The following is a 25,041-nucleotide window of genomic DNA, read 5'->3' on the forward strand; positions in this document are numbered from 1 at the left end:
TACACTCGGCAGTGCCGGTTGAACTCTCCGTCTACACCGCGGCCGCGATCAGCGTCATCATGGATCCGCCCGGCCAGGTGCCGGTGTTCCTGTCGTTGGTGGGACGGCGGCCATCGGGTTCGCCGCGACGGCGTGACCGGCCGCGTCGACTACGGTTGCATCTGATGGGCATTCAACAACGAATCACGGCGGCAGTCGCGGCGGCGGTCATCGGCGCCGTCTCCCTCACCGCGTGCGGCAACGATGAGGACACGGCGCTGACCGTCGGGCACGACGGGTCCGCCGCGTCGCGGACCGCGGCGGCGGTGTACGCGGGCGCGTTGGCGCGGACCGGCATCGACGTGCGCAGCACCGCCGACCCGGCAGCGCAGCCGGACCTGCTCGAGCAGGTCGCTTCGGGGGATCTGGGGTTGTACCCGGCGTTCACCGGCGACCTGTTGGTGCAGTTGACCCCTGCACCGAAGGCAGTGACCGCCGAGGACGTACTCGCCGACGTCAACCGGTCGCTGCCGCAGAACGTGTCGGTCGGCGATCCGGCGCTCGTCTCGGACCGGTGGCAGATCCTCGCGCCACAGAAGGCGATCGAAGGCGCGGACGTCGAATCGCTCGCCGACTGTGGCAAGTTCCCCGCGGGCCTGCCGCTGGTCGTCACGAAGACGCCGCCCGTGTCGGTACTGGACGCGGTCGCCGTCTGCCACCACGGCCCGGTGGAGACGGTCGAGACGGCCGATGAACTGGTGACCACGGTCCGCGCCGGCGGTGTCCTCGGTCTGACGACGGCGCTCGACGCCGCCTCGGTGCCGGATCTGACCGACGTCCAGACCCTCAAGTCCGACGGCGCGCCGATCGCCCAGCAACTCGTTCCGGTGTACGCGAGCGGGCACCTGGAGAAGCCTCAGCTCAAGGCCCTCAGCCGCGTCGCGGGTGAACTGACCACAGCGGACCTCGCGCAGATGGTGCGCGAGGTCCGCGAGGGCTCCGATCCGCGTGTCGTCGCCGGGCAATGGCTGTCGACACACGGGGCCTAATCCTTCCGCTCTACTTCCCGAACTTGTTCAGCGCCCAGCCGGTGACGTTCGCGCTGATGCCCTGGTACTTCGACGCGACCAGACGCACCGACAGGTCGAGGAATTTCGCGTCGGCGCCGACGAGGACGCGGGCCTGGTTGCGCTCGACAGCCTTGATGATGATCTCGGCGGCCTTCTCCGAGCTGGTGTTCGCCAAGTACTTATCGAACAGAGCCGCGGTGGCCTTCTGGTCGTGGTCGCCCGAGGTGGTCGCGTTGCGCGCGATCGCGGTCTTGATGCCACCGGGGTGCACACAGGTCACCTTGACCGGGTGCTTCGCGATGATCATCTCCTGGTTGAGGGCCTCGGTGAATCCGCGGACGGCGAACTTCGCCGAATTGTAGGCGGCCTGACCGGGCTCGGCGAGGAGGCCGAACAGCGACGACGTGTTCACGATGTGACCGTCGCCCGACGCGATGATGTACGGCAGGAACGCCTTGGTTCCGTTGACGACACCCCAGTAGTCGACGTCCATCACACGCTCGATGTCTTTGAACTCGGTGTGCTCCACTTCGCCGTGGTGCGCGATCCCCGCATTGTTGAAGATGGCGTTCACGGTGCCGTAGTGGGCGGCGACGGTGTCGGCGTACTCGAGGAATGCTTCCCGCTCGGCGACGTTCAGGATCTGTGAATGAACCTGCGCGCCAGTCTCTTTCACCAGACGCTCGGTTTCGGCGAGGCCGTCCGGGTTCATGTCCGAGATGGCGAGCTTGGCGCCGCGACGACCGAGCTGAACGGCCAGGTCGCGGCCCATGCCCGAGCCTGCGCCGGTGATGACGATGACCTTGTTGCGGAAGTCTTTCACGAGTGTCCTTCTGTTCAGATGTGGTGGATTTCGGCGGCGTCCGTGCGCGAGGCTCAGGCGCCTGCTGCCGGGGTCAAGTCGCTGGACTCGACGCGGGGCGTCACGTCGTACGCCGCGACGTCGAACGCACGTGTCTTGTTGCGGAAGGTGAACGTGAAGCCCGGCCACAACGAGGTGATCTTGCCGTTCGCGTCCTTGTACCAGGACGCGCAGCCGCCGGTCTCCCAGACGCTGTTGCGCAGCGAGTGCTGCAGTTCGTCGTTGTATCGGTCCTGTGCTTCGAGTTTGACCTCGGTGCGCCCGATCCCGGCCTCGCGCGTCTTGCGGATGTAGTCGACGAGATAGTTCAGCTGCGACTCGATCATGTACACCATCGACGTGTGACCGAGGCCCGTCGACGGTCCGACCAACAGCATCAGGTTCGGGAAGCCATGGACGAACGAGCCCTTGTAGGCCTGCATGCCGTCGGCAGCCCAGACCTGTGCCAGGCTCTTGCCGCCGACGCCGCGGATCGACTCGAACGCGGGGGAGTCGGTGACGTGGAAGCCGGTCGCCACCACGATCACGTCGACGTCGCGCGCGGTGCCGTCCGCGGTGACGACGCCGGTCTCGGTGACCTCGGCGATGCCGTCGGTCACCAGATCGACGTTCGGTCGGTCGAGCGTCGGGTACCACTCGTTCGACTTCAGAATGCGTTTGCATCCGACGGCGAACGTCGGGGTCACGGCCTTGCGGAGCTCCGGGTTCCGGATGCCGCGGAAGATGTTGGCGCGGCAGATCGCCTCGACGGGCTTGAGGGCCTTCGGCGCGAACGTCATGCCCGCGGCGACGCTCTCGTTCGCGGTGTAGATGGTGCCGCGGATCAGGTTCTGCAGACCGGGCACGTGCTTGAACGCCCAGTTCTCGACGCTCAAGTAGGGGCGCTCGTTACGCGGGATGATCCACGGTGCGGTGCGCTGGTAGACGTCCATGTGACCGACGGTCTTGCCGAGCTCGGGCACCACCTGGATGGCGGACGCGCCAGTGCCGATGACGGCGACGCGCTTACCCGCGAAGTCGTAGTCGGTGTCCCAGCGCGCGGTGTGCACGATGGTGCCGCCGAATCGGTCGATGCCCTTGATGTCGGGCAGGTTCGGCTCGCACAGGGGGCCGATGCCGCCGACGACGATGCCCGCGCGGACGGTGACGGTCTCGCCGTTCCGCTCGGCCCGCACGGTCCAGCGGGATTCGTCGTCGTTCCAGTCCACGTCGGTGACGTCGGTGCCGAACCAGGTCCGGTCGGCGATGCGGTGCTCGTCGGCCACGGCGTTGATGTAGCGGTGGATCTCCGGTTGGTGGGAGTACGACCGGCTCCAGTCGGGGTTCTGTGCGAACGAGTACGAGTACAGGTGCGACGGTACATCGCACGCAGCGCCCGGGTACACGTTGTCCCGCCACGTGCCGCCGAAGTCGCTGCCGCGATCGAGGAGGAGGTAGTCGTCGTGTCCTGACTGGGCGAGCTTGATGGCCGCACCCAGACCGGAGAACCCGGCGCCAATGATCACGATCTCTACATCATGCGTTGTCATGGTCTCCACGATAAGACGTTGTTGAATGTGAGTCAATAGCCAATTGAACGAAGGTCAATAGTGGCCTAGGGTGGAGCCATGACGTCATCGAGAACGCGCATGAGCCCGGATGCGAGGCGTCGCCAGCTCATCGATCTCGGCGTCGCGATGGCGGGGGAGCAGCCATTGGAGTCGATCACCATCGAATCCGTGGCCGAGGCGGCGGGTGTGTCGAAGGGCCTGATCTTCCACTACTTCGAGTCGAAGGCCGACTTCCATCTGCAGGTGGTCCGTGAACAGGCGCAGATCATGCTCGATCGGACCATGCCGCGCGAGGACATCACCGATGTCCTGGAGGTGCTGCGCTCCTCGGTCGCCGCCTACGTCGACTACGTCTCCGACAACGGGCGGGGCTTCATCGGTGTCATACGCGGCGCGACGAGCGCGGATCCGGAGATCCGCGACGTCGCCGACAGCACGCGCGCGGCCATGTCCGAACGCATCCTCAAGCGGGCGCCCGAACTGGGCATCGAGCGGTCGCCTGCGATCGAGCTCGCCGTGGCGGGCTGGATCGCGTTCGTCGAGGAGACTCTTGTCCGCTGGCTCGCCGACCCCGCCGTGACCCGGGAACAACTCATTGCGATCCTCGTCGCGGCACTCCCGCTGCTCGCCGGTCTCGTGGGCGAGGCTGCCGGGTAGCCCGACCGATACGAAACAGGCCCGATACGAAACAGGCCCGATACGAAAGAGCCCGGCCCCTCCGCATCGCGGAGAGCCCGGGCTCTTCTCGGGTATCGGCCTACTCGAACGCGGCGTCGACGATCTCCGCCTGCTCGACGGCGTGCACCTTGCTCATGCCCGACGACGGCGCGGACATCGGGCGACGCGAGATGCGACGAAGATTTCGCAGAGCGGGGACCAGTTCAGGCAGCCACAGGCCGAGGAACGGCCACGGACCCTGGTTGGCGGGCTCTTCCTGGACCCACGCGAAGTCGGTCGCATTCGGGTACTGCTCCAGTGTGCGCGCCAGACGGTGGTGCGGGACCGGGTACAGCTGCTCGACGCGGACGATCGCGACGTCGTCTCGGCCACCCTTCTCCCGCTGCGCGGCCAACTCGTAGTACAACTTGCCGCTTACCAGCAGGACCCGCTTGACAGCTGCGCGGTCGGCGCCGTCCTTCGCGAAATGCGGGTCGTCGATGACCGACTGGAACTTGCCCTCGGTGAAGTCCTCGATCGGGGAGACCACTGCCTTGTTGCGCAGCATCGACTTCGGCGTGAACACCACCAATGGACGGCTGATGCCGTCGTGGACGTGGCGACGCAGCAGGTGGAAGTAGCTCGCGGGCGTCGACGGAAGTGCGACAGTCATCGAACCCTCGGCGCACAGCTGCAGGAAACGCTCGATACGGCCCGACGTGTGGTCGGGCCCCTGGCCCTCGTGGCCGTGCGGCAGCAGCAGGACGACGTCGCTGCGCTGACCCCACTTGGCCTCGCCCGAACTGATGAACTCGTCGATGATCGACTGCGCACCGTTGACGAAGTCGCCGAACTGCGCCTCCCACAGGACGAGCGCGTCCGGGTTCGCGACGGCGTAGCCGTACTCGAAGCCGAGGACCGCGAACTCCGACAGCGGTGAGTCGTACACGAGGAAACGGCCGGTCGCGTCGTCGCCCAGGTGATTCAGCGGCGTGTACTCCGAGCCGTTGTCCCGGTCGATGAGCACCGAGTGGCGCTGCGTGAACGTGCCGCGGCGTGAGTCCTGGCCCGACAGGCGGACAGTGGTCCCCTCCTGGACGAGCGAACCGAACGCCATCAGCTCGGCGAACGACCAGTCGACGTCGCCCTTGGTCGTCATCTCGCGGCGACGCTTGATGACCGGCTTGACGCGCTGGTGGGCGGCGAAGCCGTCCGGCAGGTTGACGAACGCGTCCCCGATCTCCTGCAGGCGGTTCTGAGGAACGGCGGTGACGAGCTTGGTGCGGAGCGTCTGCTCGCCCTCGACGGAGGGCGAAGCCTCCGGCGTGAACCGATCAAGCTCCTTGACTTCGACGAACACGCGCTCCAGCTGGCCCTGGTAGTCGCGCAGCGCATCCTCGGCCTCCTTGGTGGAGATGTCACCACGGCCGATCAGAGCTTCGGTGTAGCTCTTGCGGACGCTGCGAATGTTGTCGATCACGTCGTACATGGCCGGCTGGGTCATCGACGGGTCGTCGCCCTCGTTGTGGCCGCGGCGGCGGTAGCAGACGAGGTCGATGACGACGTCGCGGTTGAACGCCTCGCGGTAGTCGACGGCGAGCTTGGCGGCCCACACGCAGGCTTCCGGGTCGTCACCGTTGACGTGCAGCACGGGTGCGCCGATCATCTTGGCGACGTCGGTGCAGTACTGCGTCGACCGCGAGTACTCGGGGGCGGTGGTGAAACCGACCTGGTTGTTGACGACGATGTGGATGGTGCCGCCGGTGCGGTAGCCGTTCAGCATCGACATGTTGAGCGTCTCGGCCACCACGCCCTGGCCGGCGAACGCGGCGTCGCCGTGCAGCATGAGCGGGAGGATCTTGAACTGCTGCGACTCGTCGAGCAGATCCTGCTTGGCGCGGACGATGCCTTCCAGAACCGGGTCGACTGCTTCGAGGTGGCTCGGGTTCGCGGTCAGCGAGACGTTGATCTCGTTGTCGCCGAACATCTGGTAGTAGGTGCCCTCGGCGCCCAAGTGGTACTTGACGTCGCCGGAACCGTGGGTCTGGGCCTGGCCGAGGTTGCCCTCGAACTCGGTGAAGATCTTCGAGTACGGCTTGCCGACGATGTTGGCGAGGACGTTGAGGCGGCCGCGGTGCGGCATGCCGATGACGACTTCCTGCACGTTGTGGTCGGCGGACCGGTCGATGACCGAGTCCATCATCGGGATGACAGTCTCGGCGCCTTCCAGCGAGAAGCGCTTCTGACCGACGTACTTGGTGGCCAGGAACGTCTCGAAGGCCTCAGCGGCGTTGAGCTTGCTCAGAATGTACTTCTGCTCGGCGACCGGCGGCTTGACGTGCTTGATCTCGACGCGTTCCTGCATCCAGCGCTGCTGCTCGGGATCGAGGATGTGCGTGTACTCGACGCCGATGTGACGGCAGTAGGCGTCACGCAGCACCGACAGGACGTCGCGCAACTTCATCTTGTCCTGGCCGTGGAAGCCGCCGACGGTGAACGTGCGGTCGAGATCCCACAGGGTCAGGTTGTAGTTGAGGACGTCCAGGTCGGGGTGGGACGCGCGAGCGTCGGAGTCCATCGCGAGCGGATCGGTGTCGGCCATGAGGTGACCGCGACTGCGGTAGGCGGCGATCAGCTCGAGGACGCGCGTGTTCTTGTCGACGATGCCCGCGGGCAGGTCGCGACGCCAGCGGATGGGCTCGTACGGGACGTGCATCGACGTGAAGATCTCGTCGTAGAACGCGTCGTCGAGCAGCAGGTTGTGGATGGTGCGCAGGAAGTCGCCCGACTCCGCGCCCTGGATGATCCGGTGATCGTACGTCGAGGTCAGGGTCATCAGCTTGCCGATGCCCATCTCGGCGAGCTGCTCGTCGCTTGCGCCCTGGAACTCGGCCGGGTACTCCATCGCGCCCGCACCGATGATCGCGCCCTGGCTCGGCATCAGACGCGGCACCGAGTGCACGGTGCCGATGGTGCCAGGGTTGGTCAGCGAGATCGTGACGCCTGCGAAGTCTGCGGCGCCGAGCTTGCCGTCGCGTGCACGGCGGACGATGTCCTCGTATGCGGCGACGAAGCCGGCGAAGTCGAGGGTGTCGCAGTTCTTGATCGCGGCGACGACGAGCGTGCGGGCACCGTTCTTGCCCGGCAGGTCGATCGCTAGACCGAGGTTCGTGTGCGCGGGCGTGATCACGTTCGGCTTGCCGTCGATGACGCCGAAGTGTCGGTTCATGTTCGGGAACGCCTTGACCGCCTGGACGATCGCGTAGCCGAGAATGTGGGTGAAGCTGATCTTGCCGCCGCGGGTGCGGGCCAGATGGTTGTTGACGACGATTCGGTTGTCGATCATCGCCTTCGCGGGGATCGCGCGCACGCTCGTCGCGGTCGGGATCTCCAACGACGACGTCATGTTGCGGACGATCGCGGCGGACGGGCCGCGCAAGACCTTCGCTTCGTCTTCGGCCGGCTCGCTCTGAGATTTCGCGGCGGCAGTCGACCGGCTGGTGCCCGACGCGGCCTTGGTGGCTGCGGCCTCGGTCGTCGTCCGAGCCGAGGTCGGCGACGGAGTGCGCGAGGGTTCGGTGTCGAGCGTGACGGCCTGCTTGGGGGCGACGATCGGGGTGCCGGGCGCTGCGGTCGCCGGTGCCGCGGGGGTGGCTGCGGACGCGGCCGGGGGTGATGCCGGCGCGCTGCCGTTGGTCGGACTGTAGTTTTTCAGTACTTCATGCCAGCTCGGATCCACAGAGGAGGGATCGGTCTTGAACCGCTGGTACATTTCCTCGACCAGCCATTCGTTCTGTCCGTAGTCGGACTCAGAAATCGAACTGCTCACAGCGTTGTCTCGCCTCAATTCACCCAGTGCTTTGTCGTGTCACCTGGCTGATCGAGTGCGGCTTGTGGTCGCAAACGCCAGCCAATTAACCAGACTACGCGGCTGTGTCGTTCGTCGCCGCGTTCAGGTGAGGATGGAGGGGCAGGTCACTCTCATGTGCTTGAGATCATAGGTTCGGCCGGGTCGGCGTCTGCTGACAGGCCCGCATCCCAGAGGCGGCGATACGGTCCGTTCGCCTCGTACAGGCTGTCGTGATCCCCGTATTCGACGATCCGGCCGGCGTCGACGACGGCGATCGCGTCGGCACGCGAAGCGGTGCCGAGCCGGTGGGCGACGATGACGCTGGTCCGCCGTCTCGCAAGGGCGTCGCCTGCCGCGAGGACCTGGGCTTCAGTGGCCTGATCGAGCGTGGCCGTCGCCTCGTCGAGGAGGATCAGATCGGGTTCGACGAGTTCGGCGCGCGCCAACGCGATGAGCTGGCGTTGACCGGAAGACAGGCTGCGCCCGCGTTCGGACACGGTGTGCGCCATGCCGCCGGGCAGGGCCGCGATCATCGTCGCGGCGCCGACTCGCCGCGCAGCGTCGGCGATCTGCTCGCGGCTCGCATCCGGCTGACCGAACGCGATGTTGTCGGCGACGTCGCCTGCGAACAGGTGGGGCTCCTGCGGGACCACACCCAGACGCGAGCGATACCGGGCGAGTGGGATCTCGCGCAAGTCGCGGCCGTCCATGCGGACGTGCCCGGACGTCGGGTCGTAGAAGCGGGCGAGGAGTTTCACAATCGTCGACTTGCCTGCACCGGTCGCACCGACGAGTGCGAGCGAGCTGCCCGGCGGCACCTGGAGGTCGATGTCGGCGAGTGCATCGTCGGCGGCGCCGCGGTAGCGGAAACCGACGTGCTCGAGCGCTACCGCGCCGTCGAACCCGGTGCGCGTGTCGGCGTCCGCCTGTGCATTGTCGGCGGCGACGATCGATGTCTTCGTGGTGAGCAGATCGCGGATTCGACGCAACCCGACCGCGGCCTGCTGGTAGCTGTCGAACACCGTCGTCAATTGCTGCACCGGGCCGAACAGCATCGCCAGGTAGAGGACGAACGCGACGAGCGTGCCCGGCTGCAGTTGTCCGGATGCGATCTGGTGGGCGCCCACGCCGACGGCGACCGCGGTCGCGAGGTCGGCACAGAACTGGATGAACGGGAAGTACGAGGCGACGGCCCGCTGCGAGGCCATCCGGGCGCGGTACCAGGCCTGCGATCGCTCGCCGAATGCGGCGACCGCCACCGGGATGTGGTGGTAACCGCGCGTGGTCGACAATCCTGCGATGTTCTCCTGGAAGTCGGCGTTCACCGCGGAGACGAGTTCTCTGGTGCGGGTGTACGCGGCCGACGAGACGCGCCGGAACCAGACGGTGGCCACCGCCAGCACCGGGAAGATCGGGAGGATTGCGAGCGCCACCTCCCAGTCGGTGATCACCAGGGCGGCGAGGACCCCGACCAGGGTGAGGAGAGCGACGACCGCGGACGACAGGCCGGTCTGCAGAAATCCCGACAGGGCATCGACGTCCGTCGTCATACGCGTCATGATGCGGCCGGACAGTTCGCGCTCGTAGTAGTCGAGACCCAGCCGCTGCAGGTGCGCGTAACTGCGGATGCGTAGCGAGTAGAGGACGCGTTCGCCCGCGCGGGCGGCGACGATTGTGTTGATCCGTCCGGCGACCCACGCGAGCGCGACGAGAGCGATGCCGACACCGGTCGCCGTGATGATGACGTCGGTGCTGTCGGCGTCGAGCACGTGTCGTGCGATGGACGGGAAGGCGAGGCCGACGAGGGTGTCGACGGCGATCGTGCCGATCAACGCGATCAGCAGTACGCGGACCGGCCGAAGGATCTGTGCGAGTCCGAACGTCGGGCGTTCGGCTCGCGCGGCGGCCTCGTCGACGTGCGGGGACTCGTCGGCAGGCGGAAGTGCCGCGACGGCCGCTTCGATCTCGGGGGTGGCGGGCATCGCCCCGAGCGCCCCCGACATCGGGCCGCCCGCGGAACGCCGTCCGACCGCGGCGGAGACCGGCGGTTCGCCGACGCGGCGGCCGCCGGACGCCGGGACGGCTCCACCGGGCCACAGCTGGTCGACCGACAGGGCGAGCTGCCGGTCCAATTCGAGGTGCGGGGCGGCCTCGGGGCCCGCGGGGGACATCAACCGGTTGAACTCGGTGCTGCGCGCCGCCAGTTCGTCGGCGGTGCCGATGTCGGTGATGCGCCCGTCCTGCAGGACCGCGACCCGGTCCGCGATCGTGAGCGTCGACGATCGGTGCGCGAGCACGAGCATGGTGGCGCCGTCGTCGCGCAGACGGCGCAGAATCCGTGACTCGGTGAGCGCGTCGACGGCGGACGTCGCGTCGTCGAGGACCAGGACGCGGGTGTCGGCGTGGAGGGCGCGGGCCAGCGCGACGCGTTGACGCTGGCCGCCGGACAGGGTGAGGCCGCGTTCGCCGACTGTCGAGTCGAAGCCGTTGTCGAGGGCGGTGGCGAAGTCGGCTGCAGCGGCGCGCGCCGCGGATTCGACAGCCTGCCGGTCGGCGGGCGACTCCGGTTCGGGCCCGAGGGCGATGTTGGCGGCGATGGTGTCCGAATAGAGGAACGGTTCGTCGTCCACTACGGCGAGAGCGTCGGCGAGGGCATCGGGGTGTAGGTCGCCGATCTCGGCCCGGCCCGATGCGCCGGTTAGCGACACCGACCCGGTGGACGGCCGGTACACGCCCGCGAGCAGGTGGGCGAGCGTCGACTTGCCCGATCCGGGGCCGCCGATGACGGCGACGCATTCACCTGGCGCGATCGAGAGGTCGAGGCCGTCGAGGACGGGCGTGTCGTCGTAGGCGAATCCGACGTCGTCGAAGTCGATGCCGAGCGGCCCGTCGGGTGCGGTCACGGCCGACTCGAACGCCGTATCGCGCGGATGTGAAATCACGTCGTAGACACGGGTGACCGACGCCTTGGCGAGCTGCGCGTTCACGACGAGGTTGGTGAGCACGCGCGCCAGACCGGTCATTGTCGCGAGGTAGGTGGAGAACGCGAGGAAGGTACCTGCGGTGATGGTCCCGCGCAGGGTGAGCCAGCCGCCGAGTCCGATCACCAGGACCATCCCGAGTTGCGGGATCGACGTCATCGTCGGAGTGAAGAACGCGCTGAGTTTGGCCGTGCGCAGCTTCTCGCGGAAGAGGCGGGCGCTCAGCGCGGCCAGCCGGTCGGTGACGCGGTCCTCCTGCCCGAAGCCTTTCACGACGCGGACTCCGGTGACGGTCTCTTCGACGTGGCCTGCGACGTCGGCTGCGGCCTGTTGCGCGGACCAGGTGGCGGCGAAGAGCCGACGTCTGCTCGCGTAGACGAGCAGCGCGAGGAGGGGGACGACGGCGACCGCGACCGCAGTCAGCAGCGGTGACAACCACGCCATCACCCCGAAGGCCAGGACGGCTTGTACGGCACCACCGAGCGCCAGCGGGGACATCGCCAGCAAGCCCTGCACGATCTGGAGATCGGAGATCGAGCGGGACACGATCTGACCGGTGCGGATCTCGTCGCGTGAGCGGCCGTCGAGGTGCAGAAGAGTGTCGAGGAGGTTGCGGCGGAGGCGATCCTGTACCGAGACGGCGAGCGCGCCCGCGCTCATGCGCCGCCCGAACTGGCAGGCGTAACGAAGGAATGCCGCCACGACCAGAGCGCTCACGATGACGGTCAGCGTGACGTCCGGCGCGGTCGGTTCGCCGGTCGCGAGGTCGACGGCTGCGCGCACCAGAAGTGGTGCGATCAAGTCGACGGCGACTGCGCCCAGCGTTGTGACGATCGTTGCGATCGCCACCGACCGGCGGGCGAAGCACTGTGCGACGAGGCTGGCTATCCAGCCGCGCCGGTTCAGTTGACCCCTTCGATCGGGGCGATGACAGTCCCGTCGACGGCGCCGTCGATGACGGTGAGCCACCGCCTGGGCGGTTGTCCGAACGCGTTGCGCGCGTTGCGGATGACCGCCGTGCCGAGTGCTCGGTTGCCGACGCCGCCGATCACCGCGCCGATGCCGCCCGGCAGTACCTTGCCGAACATGACGGGAGCCTTGCCGATCGTGAACTTCTTGACGAACCGGTTGGTGAGAGCCTTGTTGATGGTCGCCAGGTTCGCGCCCGGGATGCCGGGCACGCCGAGCTGTGCGATCGCGTTCTTGTTGCTCTTGCCCAGTGTCTTGCCGATGATTCCGACGCCCTCCTCGCCCAGTGCGACGGCGAGGACGAGTGCGCGACGACGATCGTGCTGGGTCGGCGCGATGCCGTGGACGTCGGCGATCGCGAGTGCCAGGAGCGCCGACGCCTCGATGAAGAAGACGGTCTCGGCGGACATCGCGCCGAGTGCGGTGACGGTACCGACGCCCGGAACGGCGGCCGCGGCGCCGACCGCGCCGCCGGATGCGGTGACCGTGGTCAGGTAGTGCCGTTCGAGCCGTCGGATGATCTGCTCGGGCGACTCGTCCGGATGCCGCCGTCGAATGTTCGCGACGTAGCGGGCCACCGCGGGCTGTTGCAGACGCTGCGCCCTGTCGACGAGCGTCGTGATGACCAGCCCAGAGGAGCGGCCGGACGTCTGCGATGCGACGTCCGCCGGGAGGCTGGTCTGAGTATCGAGCTGTGTGGACTTCTTCGATCCGAACACGCGTGTCTCCGTCCTCTCCCGATCGGTTCTCTCCCGATCGGTGCGTACAGCACCGGCGGCTCGTGGGAACCACCTCGGTGCAACGGTTTGCGTCCTCCATTATTCCCGGCCGCGAAAGCGCGCGTCGACCAGCGCGTTTGGTGGTGCGCGACACAGCGTTCCGGTCGGTGAACGGTGTTAAGGTTCACGTCGTTCACAGTCGCCAGACAGCCGTTCGAAGTCGCCAGGCAGGGGTCGCCGGATATGTCAGTTGTGAGTGGATCGACATTCAAGCCGGTCTCCGACAAACCCTGGCAGGCGTTGTTCGCGTTGTGTGTCGGGTTCTTCATGATCCTCGTCGACATGACGATCGTCGCCGTCGCGCAGCCGCAGATCAAAGCGTCGCTCGACGCGAGCGTCACGGGCATCGTCTGGGTGACGAGCGCCTACCTCTTGACGTACGCGGTGCCGCTCCTGATCACCGGCCGCCTCGGCGACAAGATCGGTCCGAAGAAGGTGTACCAGGCCGGCCTGGTGGTGTTCACCCTCGCGAGCCTGTGGTGTGGCCTGTCGGGGTCGATCGGCGAATTGATCGCCGCCCGCGGTCTGCAGGGCGTCGGCGCCGCGCTCATCACCCCTCAGACGATGGCGTTGATCACGCGCATCTTCCCGCCGGAACGGCGTGGCGCCGCGATGGGCGTCTGGGGCACCGTCGCCGGTGTCGCGACCGCCGTCGGTCCACTCCTCGGAGGCATCCTGACCGACGGGCTCGGGTGGGAGTGGATCTTCTTCGTCAACCTGCCGGTCGGCGTCGTCGGCTTGGTTCTCGCGCAGACGCTGGTCCCGAACGTGGAGACCCACGACCACAAGTTCGACTGGATCGGTGTCGCACTGTCCGCGGTCGGTCTGACTGCTGTGGTGTTCGGCATCCAGGAGGGGGAGAGCTACGACTGGGCCGGGTGGATCTGGGCGCTGGTCGCGGGCGGTCTCGTGTTCCTCGCGCTGTTCGTCGTCTGGCAGTCCACGATGCGCGGCGAACCGCTGGTCCCGCTCAGCCTGTTCCGCAACCGGAACTTCACGTTGAGCAACGTCGGTATCGCGACGGTCGGCTTCGCCGTGTCGGGTTCGATGATTCCGATCATGTTCTACCTGCAGCTGGTCGGCGGGATGTCGCCGACTCGGTCGGCATTGGTGATGGTGCCGATGGCCGTGATGACAGGTGCCCTCGCACCGGTCGTCGGTCGTGTCCTCGACCGTGTCCACCCCACCGTGATCGTCGCGTCGGGTCTGCTCGGTTACGCGGTCGCCATGTTCTGGCTCGGCGTCATCATGACTCCCGAGACACCGGTGTGGCTCCTGCTGTTGCCGACGATCTTGATGGGTGTCTCCAGCGCAGGCATCTGGGCGCCGTTGGCCGCGACCGCGACCCGAGACCTGCCGTGGCATCAGGCCGGAGCCGGTGCTGGCGTCTACAACACGACGCGCGTGGTCGGTTCGGTGATCGGTGCGTCCGCGATCGGTGCGCTCATGACGTCGCGACTCGCGGCGAACCTGCCCGGCGCAGACTTCGACCACAGCGACAGTTCGCAGATCCCCGACATCGCGCGTGACGGCTTCGCCGACTCGATGGGCCAGGCGATCTACCTCGGCGCCGCCCTCCTCTTCATCGGCTTCCTCTGCGCCCTCTTCCTCAAGCGTCCGTCTCACCAGCGCGCCGAATAGCGCCGCTGCGCGCGGGTCGAGGCTTCTGTTCGTTTCCGGAGCGGAATCCGCCGGAGCTTCTCGTCGAGGTCTCTCGCCTCCGCGTGCCGGGACCGAGTTTGTCGGACCCGGATCGTAGTATCGGTGCGAGTTCGATTCCAGGTGTGGGAAGGGGGTCACGATGACCGAGCCGTTGTTCGAGATGGAGCCACTGTCGCTGTTCGATGTGCCGGACGCTCCCGCCGCGCCCGTTGCACCGCGACCCGTTGCGCCCCAGCCTCTTGCGCCCGAGGCGCCGCCTGCGCCGTCGACCGACCCCGAGATCACCTTCCTGCACACGGCCGACTGGCAGCTGGGCATGACGCGACGGTTCCTGACCGGCGAGGCGCAGCACACGTATGCGGCGGCGCGCGACGCCGCTGTCGTGCGGATCGGTGAGGTCGCGGCGGAGACCGGCGCCGAGTTCGTCGTGGTGTGCGGCGACGTGTTCGACGACCCGCGAGTGTCCACCCGGATCATCCGACGGACCCTCGACGCGCTGGGCGACTATCCGGTGCCGGTGTACCTGTTGCCGGGCAATCACGACCCGCTCGACGCGACCAGCGTCTACCGGTCGGCGGCGTTCGTCGACGCGTGCCCGGACAACGTCCGCGTCCTCGACCAGCCCGGCGTCGTCCGCGTGCGCGACGGTGTCAGCATCGTCGCTGCTCCGTGGCATTCGAAGCATCCGACGTCGGATCTGATCGCCGACCAACTCGGCGATCTGCCGCACTCCGACGACATCCGAATCGTCGTCGGCCACGGTGGGATGGATTCATTGAGTCCGAATCCCGATCCGTCGATCGTGCGTAGTGCAGGTCTCGACGCGGCGACGGCCGATCAACTCGTCGACTACGTCGCGCTCGGCGACCGGCACTCGGTGACGTCGGTCGGCGAGTCGGGGCGTGTCTGGTATTCAGGTGCGCCCGAGGTGACGGCGTTCGACAACGTCGAGACCGAGCCCGGGCATGTGCTGGAGGTGACGCTGCGGCGTGGCGCGGCGTCGTCGGTGGACGTCCGCAGGCACAAGGTGGGGCAGTGGTCGTTCCACACGCTCACCCAGGACATGGACGGTGCTGCCGACGTGGAACGGCTGCGCGCGCGCTTGGCCGCGCTGACCGACAAACCGCGTACCGTGGTGCAGCTCGCGTTGGTCGGGACGTTGACCGTGTCGGAGAACGTCGCCCTCGACCGTCTGCTCGAGGAGGCGTCCGACCGTTTCGCGGCGGTCAAGACCTGGGACCGCAGACATGATCTGACGGTTGTCTCGGACGCTGCTGATCTCGACGGGCTCGACCTGCAGGGGTACGCGGCGCAGGCCGCGGAAGAACTCCAGGAGCGTGCGGGTACCGGAGACGACGATGCGGCGGCGGCTCGGTCGGCGCTGTCACTGCTCTACCGTCTCGCCGGGAGCACCCGGTGAGGCTCCACCGGCTGCGCGTTGCGGACTTCCGCGGGATCGCTGAGCGTGAGATCGTGTTCGCCGACAGTGGCGTCACGGTCATCGAAGGCGAGAACGAGGCAGGTAAATCGTCGATGGTCGAAGCACTCGACCTCCTGTTGACGACGCGAGCGAACAGCTCGAAGTCGCAGGTGCGCGCGGTCCAGCCGTCCGGTCGCGACGTCGGCAGTGAGGTGTTCGCCGAGATCAGTTGCGGCCCTTATCGTTTCGAGTACTTCAAGCGATTCAACAGATCGCCGGAGACGGCGTTGACGATCGTCGAACCCGCGCCCGAGCAACTCACCGGCCGTCCCGCACACGAACGGGTCGAGCAGATTCTCGGTGCGTCCCTCGACAGCACGCTGTACCGGGCGCTTCGGCTGCTGCAGTCGTCCGACCCGGAGCTGGGTGACCTCACGGACAGTTCCGCGTTGTCGCGGGCGCTGGATCGTGCGGCGGGCGAGGTCGACGACGCAGGCGCCGACAGCGCGCAGTCGCAAGACCTCGTGGCCGCGGTGACCAAGGAGTATCTGCGGTACTTCACCCAGGCGCAGGGGCGCGCCAGTGGTGAGTTGTTGCAGGCGCAGAAGGCGGCGGCGACCGCGGCGGCCGCGGTCGCCGAACGTGAGCGCCTCCTCGCATCGGTGCAGGAGGCCGCCGACGGTCTTCCCGGCGTGGTGCAAGCGATCGACGACGCGATGAGCGAGGAGTCGCGCCAGCGGGTGGAGGTGTCGACGCTCGCCGCACAGGTCGCCGAAGCCGACGCGGTGAGCGACCGGCTCACCGCGGCGAAGGCCGTCGTCGCTCGCCACGAGCTGAGTGTGCAGGCCGCGCGGTCGGCGGTGCGCGAGCGGGCAGACGTGCGCTCGCGGCTCGGCCATTTCGAGTCGGAGATCGCGTCGACGAGCACGGCGGTGCAGGCCGCGCGCGGTGCGGCTGCCGCTGCCGGCGAGAAGGCCGCGTCGGTGGCCGAACGAATCGTCGCCGCCCAGCGCGATCTCGACGATGTGCGCGCGTGGATCGAATACGCCGAGACGGCGGAGCGCGTCGCGGTGGACCGGCGTCGTCTGACGGAGCTCGACGCCACGATCGCCGAGGTGGCGCGGATGCGCAGCGAAATCGACGAGGCGCGTCGTGCCGCCGCAGAGGTGCACGCGACCGCGGACGACGCCGCGCGCGCAACCGAGATCGATCGAGACATCGCTGCCGCCACCGCGCGGCTCGAGTCGGGGGCGGCGACAGTCGTCGTGACCCCGCTCGCCGGCGACGTCGACGTCGACGGCGCCGCTGTCGACGGTGAACAGACGTTGCGGATCACCGCGTCGACGACGATCGAGTCGTCGTCGGTGCGTGTCCGAGTGGTTCCGGGCGCGAACGCCCAAGTGCTCGCCGACGATCTGGCCCGGCTCACCGCGCTCGGAGACGAGCTCGTCGCGCGGTGCGGCGTGGACGGGCTCGCGGACGTGGCGGCCGCCGCGGCCCGCCGGACCGAGCTGGTGCGGGCGGCAGCCGAAGCCGAGCGGCGGCTGCAGCGTGAACTGTCGGGGCGCGACGCCGACGGTCTCACGACGATCCGCGCCGAGATCGCGGCGCGAATCCCCGACAGCGATCCCGCGCCCGTGGAGGGCGCCGAGGATGTCGCGGCGCTGCGCGCCAAGGAGCGGGAGCTCGCAGCGGCTGCGGCGCAGGCTCAGCGCGGGTGGGACGCCGAGGTCCATCGTGAGCGGGAGGAGCGCAGTCGCGCGCAAGCGTGGGAGACGTCCGGTGAGAACGCCCGGGTCGCGGCTGCCTCGCTTCGGCAGCAGATCGCGGCAGCCGAAGCCGATGCGTCCGACGACGCATTGGCGGCAGCCGTCATCGCAGCCGAAGCGGAATTGACTCAGGCGATGGAGGCCGAGGCGAAGACAGCGGGCGAGGCGGCCCGCGTCGACGCGGCCGGGGTCCGAGCGAAATACGACGAGGCGGAGGCCGCGCTCGACCGCACCCGTGCACGCCTGGCACAGCAGCGGAAGCTGCAGGCGGAACTGTCCACGCGAATCGAGGTGTGCCGCAACGACGGCCGTCTCGACGAGCTGTCGGACGCCGTCGCCGAGAACGAGGCGGCCCAGACCACCGTCCAGCGCGTCAGCGAGCGCGCCGAGGGCGCGCGCGTGCTTCATGAGACGTTGCAGCGCAAGCGGTCTGAGTCGCGGTCCCGCTACATCGACCCGTTCGCGCGTCGCCTCGAAGAGCTCGCCGCACCGGTGTTCGGCGACGGCGTGCGGTTCTCCGTCGGCGACGATTTCCAGATCGCGTCGCGGACCCTCGACGGCGTCACCGTCGATGTCGCGGCGCTGTCCGGCGGTGCTCGCGAACAGCTCGGGCTCCTCGCGAGGCTGGCGTGCGCGTCGCTCGTCGACGAGGCCGACGGTGTCCCGGTGATCCTCGACGATGCGCTCGGCTACACCGATCCGAAGCGCCTCGCGTCGATGTCGACGGTGATCGGCACGGCTGGGCCCAGCTCACAGATCATCGTCCTGACCTGCACCCCCGATCGATATCGCGGCGTCGACGACGCCACGCTGGTCGCTGTCTGACACGTGCGCCGCGCCCCGGTGTTGGGTACACGAACCACGGTGCGCTAATGTTGCTTTCGCTTGATCCGCCCCCCTAGCTCAGGGGATAGAGCGTCTGCCTCCGGAGCAGAAGGTCGTAGGTTCGAATCCTACGGGGGGCACAGTTATAACAGCAGGTCAGAGTGTGTTTTCTAAAATGCACCCCATGTGCTGTGCCAGTTGTGTGCCAGATATCACGGTCAAAGATTGCGGCCGCTCCGGTGTGGCATGACCCCTTCACTGTCAGCTGCTGAGTGCCGCGTCCCGAACGAATCTCCAAGACCTGGTTCCTAGTAACGGCAACTAGATGCGATTTCCCTTGCGGAGATTGCATGCGCGACAAAGCAATTGTAGATTCGCCTCGCTGGTTGCGCCGCCAAGGCTGAGTGGGAGGATGTGGTCGAATTCGAGGTATTCCGCGCTGCCGCACTCGACGCACTTCCCCCCACACCGCTGGTACACGGCGGACCTGACATGGGGACTGATCGACCGGGAATCACGCTTGCCGGGGATAAGTACCCTTCGTTTTGCCACACGTAGCGCGCCCTCGACGACTGCGCCCACGTAGGGCGCATCATGAACTTGGTACATGCTGCTGCCGCGTGTAGTCGTGCTGGAGATTACGACCTGCGAGTGCTCGACATGAACCCTGACGACCTTGTTCCAGTTGAGTTGCTCGCCAGCCGCGCCGATGAACCGAATGTTCTTGTTCGAAACGAGGAGTCGACCCGGCGACATCTTGGGTCCGCGAGCGAGTATTCGGATCTGAGTGGCATGCAGGTCGAGGTACAAGATTTCACTCGAATCAAGATGAATGTCAGCCGGATTGACGTGCGGCAAGTCGCCTTCCATTACCTTGGTGATCTCGCGGCCTCGTTCGATGCGGTGCTGCAGGGCCGTTAGTTGGCTACTGGGCGGCAGGCTCAACTCGCGTCGATGCTGGTAGAAGTCGGCGAGTTCGTTCTCCTCGATCTCGCCGTCCGCGAACGCGAACGTGACATACCGTTCGAGAAATGAAAGGCCGACCGCCGACGCCGCCTCTTGTCCGAGCCTTTCGGGCACTTGCTCGAAGCGGAGCCGATCCCACATCTGGTGCCACTGATCGCTGTTCGCGCCGTGGTCGGCCAAGACCCGAGCGAGGCTATGAGTCCACTCATTCATGAAGTGTCTGATCTGAGGCTCACAGTGTCGACACGAGGGCAGATCGCGGGCGAAGAGGCGCTTTCGTAAGCGCTGTCCACACCGCGGGCACGTCCCGGGAACGGTATGGACGGGGCGAGCGTGTTCCGTCCAGGCTCGGGAGTCCCACCACCGAATCAGAGTGGGGTCGCGAGGATCGCGGTACCAATCGGCCTTCACGTCACTGCGGTATGACGCAGGGGCAGGTTGAGACACAGTCGAGGGCACGGTGCTCGCGGTCGGGGCACCGTTCGCCAGTTCCAGAGCGGGAGAGTCGTCCGCGTCAACAGCGACGCCGAACTCACCTGCCAACCCTGCTAGACCAGAGGACCAGCCCTGTCCAATGGCGCGGAACTTCCAGCCGCCAGCGCGACGATAGAACTCGCCGACCATAAGGGCAGAAAGTCCGATGGCGAACTCACCGCCGAATCGTAGAACCTCTCGGTCGTTCTGGATACCGGTCGCTAGGAATCGGGTCCCCGCTGACTCCACGGGGTGGTCGAACGACTGGCAAATGACGATGCGTTCAACGTCATCTTCGATTCGTGGGAGGTCAACCGCTACGGTTGCGATTCGCTCCGAGGTGCTGATCTGCACGGTCCCGGACCGGTGGCGGGGGGCGTTGTAGAACACGAAGTCGAAATCACCCCGGACTCGGCCGGAGGAACCGATCAGCAGTGCCTGAACGTCGGGCGATGAGGCGGTACCGACGGGGGCTAGGGTCACGGACACTGCGGCGCGCGCCAACGGGGTGTTCGCGCCAGCGGCCAGGTCTGTCGGCGTCAATTCGGTCATGACCTGAACTTTATGCGCCGCTCCCACTGAATAGGTGGAGTCAGGAGCGTGACGGGCAGGGCAAAGGGCGTTGGGGGAGCGGACGAGCCAGACGCGGAAGCAGGCCCCGCACCAGATTGGTACGGGCCTGCTCGTCTTGCGCGCACGCGCGGAGCCGTCTGGGACGTCCCACACGCACTGCGCGGCCCGTCTAGCTATTCGGGTGCGTCCGTGCCGTCTGTGGGCGCGTGAGCGGCCAGCGCGGCGGCCAGTGTGTCGCCTGCCTCGGCGCGATCGACCGCGTAGTCGAACGTGGCGAGTTGGGCGTCGGCGTCGAGCGCATCCTGTAGGACCGCTGCCTTAGCGGGGTCGGCCTCTGCAGCGACGAACGCGGCACCGACTGACTCAGCGACGATCGAGCGTGCAGTGTCGATACTGCGGTCTGGCAGTGTGATCGCAACGTGGACCGCAGCGAATCGTTCGGCACCTAGCGCGGCGTCGACACCGGCCCCCGCGAGCGCTTCGGAGAGGGACACGCCTGTGTCGAGAAGTGGGCGCACGACGTTGTTCCACGCTTGCTCGCTGCGGATCAGCGCGGCCGGACTGTCGGCGTCGAGTTGCGGGCGCAGGCCGTGCGCTGCCCACGTCTGGTCTGAGTGGATCGATCGGGCGCGTGTTCGGGCGTCGTCGAGTTCTCGACGGTGCGCGTCGAGCGCGTCGACGCGTAGCTTTTCACGCCACGACTCACTCACGTTGTCGTCGGTATCGATCGCACGCAGTGCGTCGCTGTGGGCCGCGATAACGTCGAGCGTCTGTCGGGTGTGGTCGGTCAGCTTGCTCATGCTTTGGTCCTGTTCTGGGTTGAGTCGTATTCGTCCTGCAGCGCGCCGTCTACGTGGTGACGGCCGTTCGCCTCGTCCGCTGCCGGGTCGGATGCGTCGCGGAGGTAACCGCCGATGTTGAGCCGCCCGTCGCGGCCGACGATGACTTGTGCCGTCCCGTTGACGTGTCGGCCGTCGGGGTAGGTGATACCTCCCGACGCGGGCAGGCGTGTGCCGTCTGGGAAGCGGTAGGTGCCGTCATTGGCGACGAAGCCAAGCGGCACGAAGTCGCGTGAGTTCAGGTCTGCGGTTTGCGTGACGCGGTGAACGTCTTTGCTGCTGTAGGTCATTCGGTGGTCCCGTTCTGTTCTGCGTGTGTCGGTTGTGCCTCGACTGCGTCGGCGATTTGGTTTGCGAGGTCGATAGCGTCGGTCGTGCTCAGATACCAACTCATTCCGCCGCCGAGTCGGACGCAGATCGGGTGTCTGCGATCGTTTGTTTTGGTGGCTGTGGCCGGGGTGCGAAAGCGTGTGCGGCCGAGCGTGATTGACATTGTTTTGCTCCTAATTGGTGGTCGGGTACCGGGTGGGCTGGTACCTCTCTACGTATGTGGTGCACCCGGTTAACCCTGTGCACCTGGCGCACAAATGCACCGGATGCTCAGCGTTAACCGGGTGCACCACTTCCGTAGAGAGGTATCCCGAGACGCAGCCAGATCGGGGTCAGATGGGCCGCGCTATACCCTCGTTTTCCCCTCCCACCTGGGCGAATGCTGGTCACCTTCGATGCCTGTGCGACGAGCGAAGCGAGCCGCTTAGCGGTGAGCGATCGACCATAGGCGGAGGCAGCCCCCCAATATTGCGGGTTGTGTGCGATCAACTGGGAGACGAGGGAGTCAGTCGTCACGAACGGTTCACCGTCGGGCCACACGGCGCTCAGGTCACGTAGCAGCACCATGCCGGGCGGGTCGGCGACTAGGCCAGCGTCGCGGTACGCCTCGTCCTCGGCCATGTTCCGCTGGATCAGTTCGTCAGCAATGTTCGGCCAGTGGCCGCCTGCTGCTACAGCTACCCGCTTCAACGGTCTCCACCTTTCCTTGCTGCGCCCCATGCACCCGTCTGGGAGGTCGACAGCCATACCGCGAATGTCGTCGCGCACAGAGTCGGCGAAGTCGACGATCTGATCACGTAGTAGACCGGCCTCGTCTTCGAGCAGCTCCCAGTCTGAGTCTTCCGCGACACCTTCCAAGTCGGGCATTAGCAGTACGCGAATGCACCTAGATCGGGTGTCCTCTGGAATCTTCGGTGAGTTGCCCGCCATTGCCACGGGCGCAAACGTAGACATTTCCTTATCGATCCACGTGCCGCCTTCGCCGGGGACGAGTACGGGTCGGCTCGCGCCCCGCCTGTATCCGCTATTCAGGACCGCGATGAGGTCACCGACACCTTGTTTGTCGGGAGCTAAGCTTCTGTCGGCCTCGTCGATCAGAATGGTGCGTACGCCTTTGTCGAGTAGACGCGTCAGTAAGGCAGGCGATGACAGGGATGCGGCCTGAACTGGGTGGTGGGCGAGCCTCGAGAGGTGGTCGAGTACCGTTGTTTTCCCGCTACCCGGCATAGTCGAATCAATGAGCAGCCGTGGCGACGTGTAGCACTCTTCCGCTAGGTGCGTGTGCACGGTCCACAGTGTGAGTAGCGATAGATCTGCCTCGTCTGGAACGGAGATGAATCGCGCGAACCACGATTCGATGCCGTTGAACAGTTCGGAATAGTCTGCGTTCATCACAGCCACCCGAACCTCGGCGTCATCGTGCCGAGTAGCTGGCAGGTCTCGTTACGGTGGATGCCCTGGTCCGCTTCTGCGCATCCGCAGTCTGTGACGGTTGGGTACAGGATTCGGTCAGGGCAGATATGCCCGAGTGGATCACGCAACCAGGCGTCGCAGCGTGGACACGCGATGGGTGTGAGACGCTGCGCAGCAGCAATGCGCCGTCTGATTGAATTAGGCATAGGTAGTGCCGTCCTCCCGGCTAGCCGGGGTCGTGGGTTTGGTCAGGCGTTCGGGTCGAGTAGCGATAGCGCGTCGGCCTCGCGGATTCGGATAGAGCGCCCGCCGATCTTGAATGCGGGCAGGGTGCCGTCCGAGATTCGGCGGCGCACGGTTTTAGTGCTACAACCGGCTGCCTCGGCTAGCTCGGCGATCGAATAGACGCGGGGAAGTGACATGTTTGGTGGCCTTTCTGGGGACACGAAAAAGGCCGACGACGCGGGTGCGTCATCGGCCTTTCTTGGGTGGTGTGAGGCTTAGCCTCGGATATGGGTTATGGCAGAACTAATAGCGGTGGCTTTAGAGTGGCGGCGCTGTCACGCTCACTCACCGGCGACGTCGTTACGCCGAATCTTCCTGTGGTGGACACAATCATCCCGATGGGGATAACTGTACCCATACTCGCGGCGAAAGACATTCATTCATAAGTCAGCGTCATCGGACTCAGCGATTAGCGTGCTCAGACAGTGCGCGATGAGGCGACCACGGTCGGCGGCATAGTGGATGCGGTGACAACTCTCCCGCTGGGACCAATAATAGCCGATTTGGGACCGGGGTGGACGGTGCAGTGAATGAAACGTTCGTGGCCGTCTGCCGGGGCCGGTTACAGGCCTTCGGCGATCGCGCTCAGTCTGTCCGCGATAGCAGCATCAGCGCCGTTAGCCGCGTGCATGTACCGCAGCGCAGCGGCCGACGACTCGTGCCCTAGACGCTGCTGCAACTCAGGCACCGTAGCGCCCGCCGACGCAGCCCACACGCTCCCAGCATGGCGCAGCCCATGAATCCGTAGGTGCTCGACTCCGACAGCCTTACGGGCCGACTCCCAGTAATGCCGTAGCTGACCATCGGTGAGCACGTCACTGCCTCCCGGCCGCCGAGCGAACAACAGGCCCTGTCGACCAGGTGACGCGTGAACACGCACATGCTCGGTAATCAACTCGCGGATATGCGGGGGCACAGTGACCGTGCGCTGCCTGTCGTTCTTGGGCGATCCGACCACGGCTTCACGGTCCACGAACGTGACCGCCTGGCGAACAGTGATCGTGCTGCCGTCACTGGCAATATCGCAGCGGCGCAAGCCAAGTAGCTCACCACGACGAAGCGCACACCACGCAGCGATGAGGGGGAGCAGCGCGAGACGTTCGGGCATGGCTGCCGACAGGCGGGTGACCTCGGCTGGGGTCGGCACGTCGATAGCCCGCTGACGTTTAGTAGCGCCTGCGCCACGGATACGGCACGGATTCTCGACTAGCAGCTTGTCATCGACCGCCGACGCGAGAACTGTCCGCAGGTACGCGTACACGCGCGCATTACGTGTAGTGCCGTCTGACATGCTCGGCAGATTCGCTTGCAACTCGGCGTACCAGCCGCGCACGTCGGCGAGTTCGACCGTGCCGACGAGCATAGCGCCGAGACGACTGTCGGCTATGTGGTTCCGGTGATAGCTGCTGTACTGCGACCGGGTGGACGGCTTAAGGCTTCGTTGTTCGATCCACCGTGCCGAGTACTCAGCGACCGACATTGCGCGAGCCTGCTCGGCCCCCTCACGTTCCTCGGGTGCCCGCCACATGTCCAGTTCGATGAGACGTTCCTCGGAGCGCAGCCAACCGATCGCGTCATCCTCTGATTTCCACGTACGCGGCCCTCGGTGCTCGCGCATATCGGGGCCAAGGTAACGGGCCTGCCACCGGCCGGAGCCGTGTTTGAGTTGCCGGACGTTGCCGAATCGTCGCTTTGCCATGCCGCTCCCCGTGCCAGTTGTGTGCCAGTGGACTGGCACAACGTGTCCGTTCTAGGCCAATTATGGCACATCGGCTATCATTCAACTAC

16 protein-coding genes and 1 tRNA gene are annotated in these 25,041 nt (G+C 66.5%); 6 read left to right on the top strand and 11 right to left on the bottom strand.

From position 1 onward, the window contains the following. Positions 1–11 precede the first annotated feature (11 nt). Positions 12–1,028 (top strand): glycine betaine ABC transporter substrate-binding protein, encoded by a 1,017-nt coding sequence (locus tag L5G28_RS16935; RefSeq protein WP_237002540.1) that lies wholly within the window; start codon positions 12–14, stop codon positions 1,026–1,028. 10 nt (positions 1,029–1,038) lie between these two features. Here L5G28_RS16935 and L5G28_RS16940 read toward each other — a convergent pair whose 3' ends face one another. Both L5G28_RS16940 and L5G28_RS16945 read right to left on the bottom strand, forming a co-directional pair. Next, the gene (locus L5G28_RS16940) at positions 1,039–1,872 is read right to left on the bottom strand and encodes an SDR family NAD(P)-dependent oxidoreductase (protein WP_237002541.1); all 834 of its coding nucleotides are present in this window, start codon (positions 1,870–1,872) and stop codon (positions 1,039–1,041) included. 53 nt (positions 1,873–1,925) lie between these two features. Beyond that, complete coding sequence (locus L5G28_RS16945; protein ID WP_237002542.1) at positions 1,926–3,440, bottom strand: flavin-containing monooxygenase; 1,515 nt, start codon at positions 3,438–3,440, stop codon at positions 1,926–1,928. 78 nt (positions 3,441–3,518) lie between these two features. On the opposite strand from L5G28_RS16945, the gene L5G28_RS16950 reads away from it, so the two are divergent. Continuing rightward, on the top strand, positions 3,519–4,118 hold the full coding sequence (locus L5G28_RS16950; protein ID WP_237002543.1) for a TetR/AcrR family transcriptional regulator: 600 nt from the start codon (positions 3,519–3,521) through the stop codon (positions 4,116–4,118). A gap of 100 nt (positions 4,119–4,218) precedes the next feature. On the opposite strand, the gene L5G28_RS16955 is transcribed toward L5G28_RS16950, so the two are convergent. The 3 genes from L5G28_RS16955 to L5G28_RS16965 form a co-directional block, all read right to left on the bottom strand. Continuing rightward, complete coding sequence (locus tag L5G28_RS16955; protein ID WP_237002544.1) at positions 4,219–7,947, bottom strand: multifunctional oxoglutarate decarboxylase/oxoglutarate dehydrogenase thiamine pyrophosphate-binding subunit/dihydrolipoyllysine-residue succinyltransferase subunit; 3,729 nt, start codon at positions 7,945–7,947, stop codon at positions 4,219–4,221. Between the two features lie 152 nt (positions 7,948–8,099). After that, positions 8,100–11,798 carry an ABC transporter ATP-binding protein gene (locus tag L5G28_RS16960; protein ID WP_308191989.1) on the bottom strand — a complete coding sequence of 1,233 codons (3,699 nt, stop codon included), beginning with the start codon at positions 11,796–11,798 and terminating at the stop codon, positions 8,100–8,102. Between the two features lie 53 nt (positions 11,799–11,851). Beyond that, on the bottom strand, positions 11,852–12,637 hold the full coding sequence (locus L5G28_RS16965; RefSeq protein ID WP_237002545.1) for a hypothetical protein: 786 nt from the start codon (positions 12,635–12,637) through the stop codon (positions 11,852–11,854). Positions 12,638–12,880: 243 nt separating this feature from the next. On the opposite strand from L5G28_RS16965, the gene L5G28_RS16970 reads away from it, so the two are divergent. From L5G28_RS16970 to L5G28_RS16985, 4 genes are all read left to right on the top strand, one after another. Continuing rightward, on the top strand, positions 12,881–14,338 hold the full coding sequence (locus tag L5G28_RS16970; protein ID WP_237002546.1) for a DHA2 family efflux MFS transporter permease subunit: 1,458 nt from the start codon (positions 12,881–12,883) through the stop codon (positions 14,336–14,338). A 160-nt stretch (positions 14,339–14,498) separates the two neighbouring features. Continuing rightward, a complete protein-coding gene (locus L5G28_RS16975) occupies positions 14,499–15,779 on the top strand; it encodes a metallophosphoesterase family protein (RefSeq protein WP_237002547.1) in 1,281 nt (426 codons plus the stop codon). Beyond that, the gene (locus tag L5G28_RS16980; RefSeq protein WP_237002548.1) at positions 15,776–18,373 is read left to right on the top strand and encodes an AAA family ATPase; all 2,598 of its coding nucleotides are present in this window, start codon (positions 15,776–15,778) and stop codon (positions 18,371–18,373) included. The genes L5G28_RS16975 and L5G28_RS16980 overlap by 4 nt, the downstream gene beginning before the upstream one ends. 67 nt (positions 18,374–18,440) lie before the next feature. After that, positions 18,441–18,513: transfer RNA gene (locus tag L5G28_RS16985), tRNA-Arg, on the top strand. Positions 18,514–18,694: 181 nt separating this feature from the next. Here L5G28_RS16985 and L5G28_RS16990 read toward each other — a convergent pair. From L5G28_RS16990 to L5G28_RS17015, 6 genes are all read right to left on the bottom strand, one after another. Further along, positions 18,695–20,365: a TerD family protein gene (locus L5G28_RS16990; protein WP_237002549.1), complete on the bottom strand. Its 1,671-nt coding sequence runs from the start codon at positions 20,363–20,365 to the stop codon at positions 18,695–18,697. A 194-nt stretch (positions 20,366–20,559) separates the two neighbouring features. Next, entirely contained in the window at positions 20,560–21,186 is a 627-nt protein-coding gene (locus L5G28_RS16995) for a hypothetical protein (RefSeq protein ID WP_237002550.1), read from the bottom strand. Next, positions 21,183–21,515, bottom strand: a complete 333-nt coding sequence (locus L5G28_RS17000; protein ID WP_237002551.1) for a hypothetical protein — start codon at positions 21,513–21,515, stop codon at positions 21,183–21,185. The genes L5G28_RS16995 and L5G28_RS17000 overlap by 4 nt, the downstream gene beginning before the upstream one ends. 316 nt (positions 21,516–21,831) lie before the next feature. Next, entirely contained in the window at positions 21,832–22,947 is a 1,116-nt protein-coding gene (locus L5G28_RS17005; RefSeq protein ID WP_237002552.1) for a DUF3631 domain-containing protein, read from the bottom strand. Positions 22,948–23,216: 269 nt separating this feature from the next. Next, the gene (locus L5G28_RS17010; RefSeq protein WP_237002553.1) at positions 23,217–23,390 is read right to left on the bottom strand and encodes a helix-turn-helix transcriptional regulator; all 174 of its coding nucleotides are present in this window, start codon (positions 23,388–23,390) and stop codon (positions 23,217–23,219) included. Positions 23,391–23,815: 425 nt separating this feature from the next. Next, positions 23,816–24,952 (bottom strand): tyrosine-type recombinase/integrase, encoded by a 1,137-nt coding sequence (locus tag L5G28_RS17015; protein WP_237002554.1) that lies wholly within the window; start codon positions 24,950–24,952, stop codon positions 23,816–23,818. Positions 24,953–25,041: the final 89 nt, after the last annotated feature.

It is taken from the genome of Gordonia liuliyuniae (assembly GCF_021739025.1).
Lineage (GTDB): Bacteria > Actinomycetota > Actinomycetes > Mycobacteriales > Mycobacteriaceae > Gordonia > Gordonia liuliyuniae.

What these genes read in the sequence shown, in the direction of transcription:
- L5G28_RS16945 (WP_237002542.1), bottom strand. Translation starts at nt 3,440, where the DNA reads ATGACAACGCATGATGTAGAGATCGTGATCATTGGCGCCGGGTTCTCC.
- L5G28_RS16950 (WP_237002543.1), top strand. Translation starts at nt 3,519, where the DNA reads ATGACGTCATCGAGAACGCGCATGAGCCCGGATGCGAGGCGTCGCCAG.
- L5G28_RS16970 (WP_237002546.1), top strand. Translation starts at nt 12,881, where the DNA reads ATGTCAGTTGTGAGTGGATCGACATTCAAGCCGGTCTCCGACAAACCC.
- L5G28_RS16975 (WP_237002547.1), top strand. Translation starts at nt 14,499, where the DNA reads ATGACCGAGCCGTTGTTCGAGATGGAGCCACTGTCGCTGTTCGATGTG.
- L5G28_RS16990 (WP_237002549.1), bottom strand. Translation starts at nt 20,365, where the DNA reads ATGACCGAATTGACGCCGACAGACCTGGCCGCTGGCGCGAACACCCCG.
- L5G28_RS16995 (WP_237002550.1), bottom strand. Translation starts at nt 21,186, where the DNA reads ATGAGCAAGCTGACCGACCACACCCGACAGACGCTCGACGTTATCGCG.
- L5G28_RS17000 (WP_237002551.1), bottom strand. Translation starts at nt 21,515, where the DNA reads ATGACCTACAGCAGCAAAGACGTTCACCGCGTCACGCAAACCGCAGAC.
- L5G28_RS17005 (WP_237002552.1), bottom strand. Translation starts at nt 22,947, where the DNA reads ATGAACGCAGACTATTCCGAACTGTTCAACGGCATCGAATCGTGGTTC.
- L5G28_RS17010 (WP_237002553.1), bottom strand. Translation starts at nt 23,390, where the DNA reads ATGTCACTTCCCCGCGTCTATTCGATCGCCGAGCTAGCCGAGGCAGCC.
- L5G28_RS17015 (WP_237002554.1), bottom strand. Translation starts at nt 24,952, where the DNA reads ATGGCAAAGCGACGATTCGGCAACGTCCGGCAACTCAAACACGGCTCC.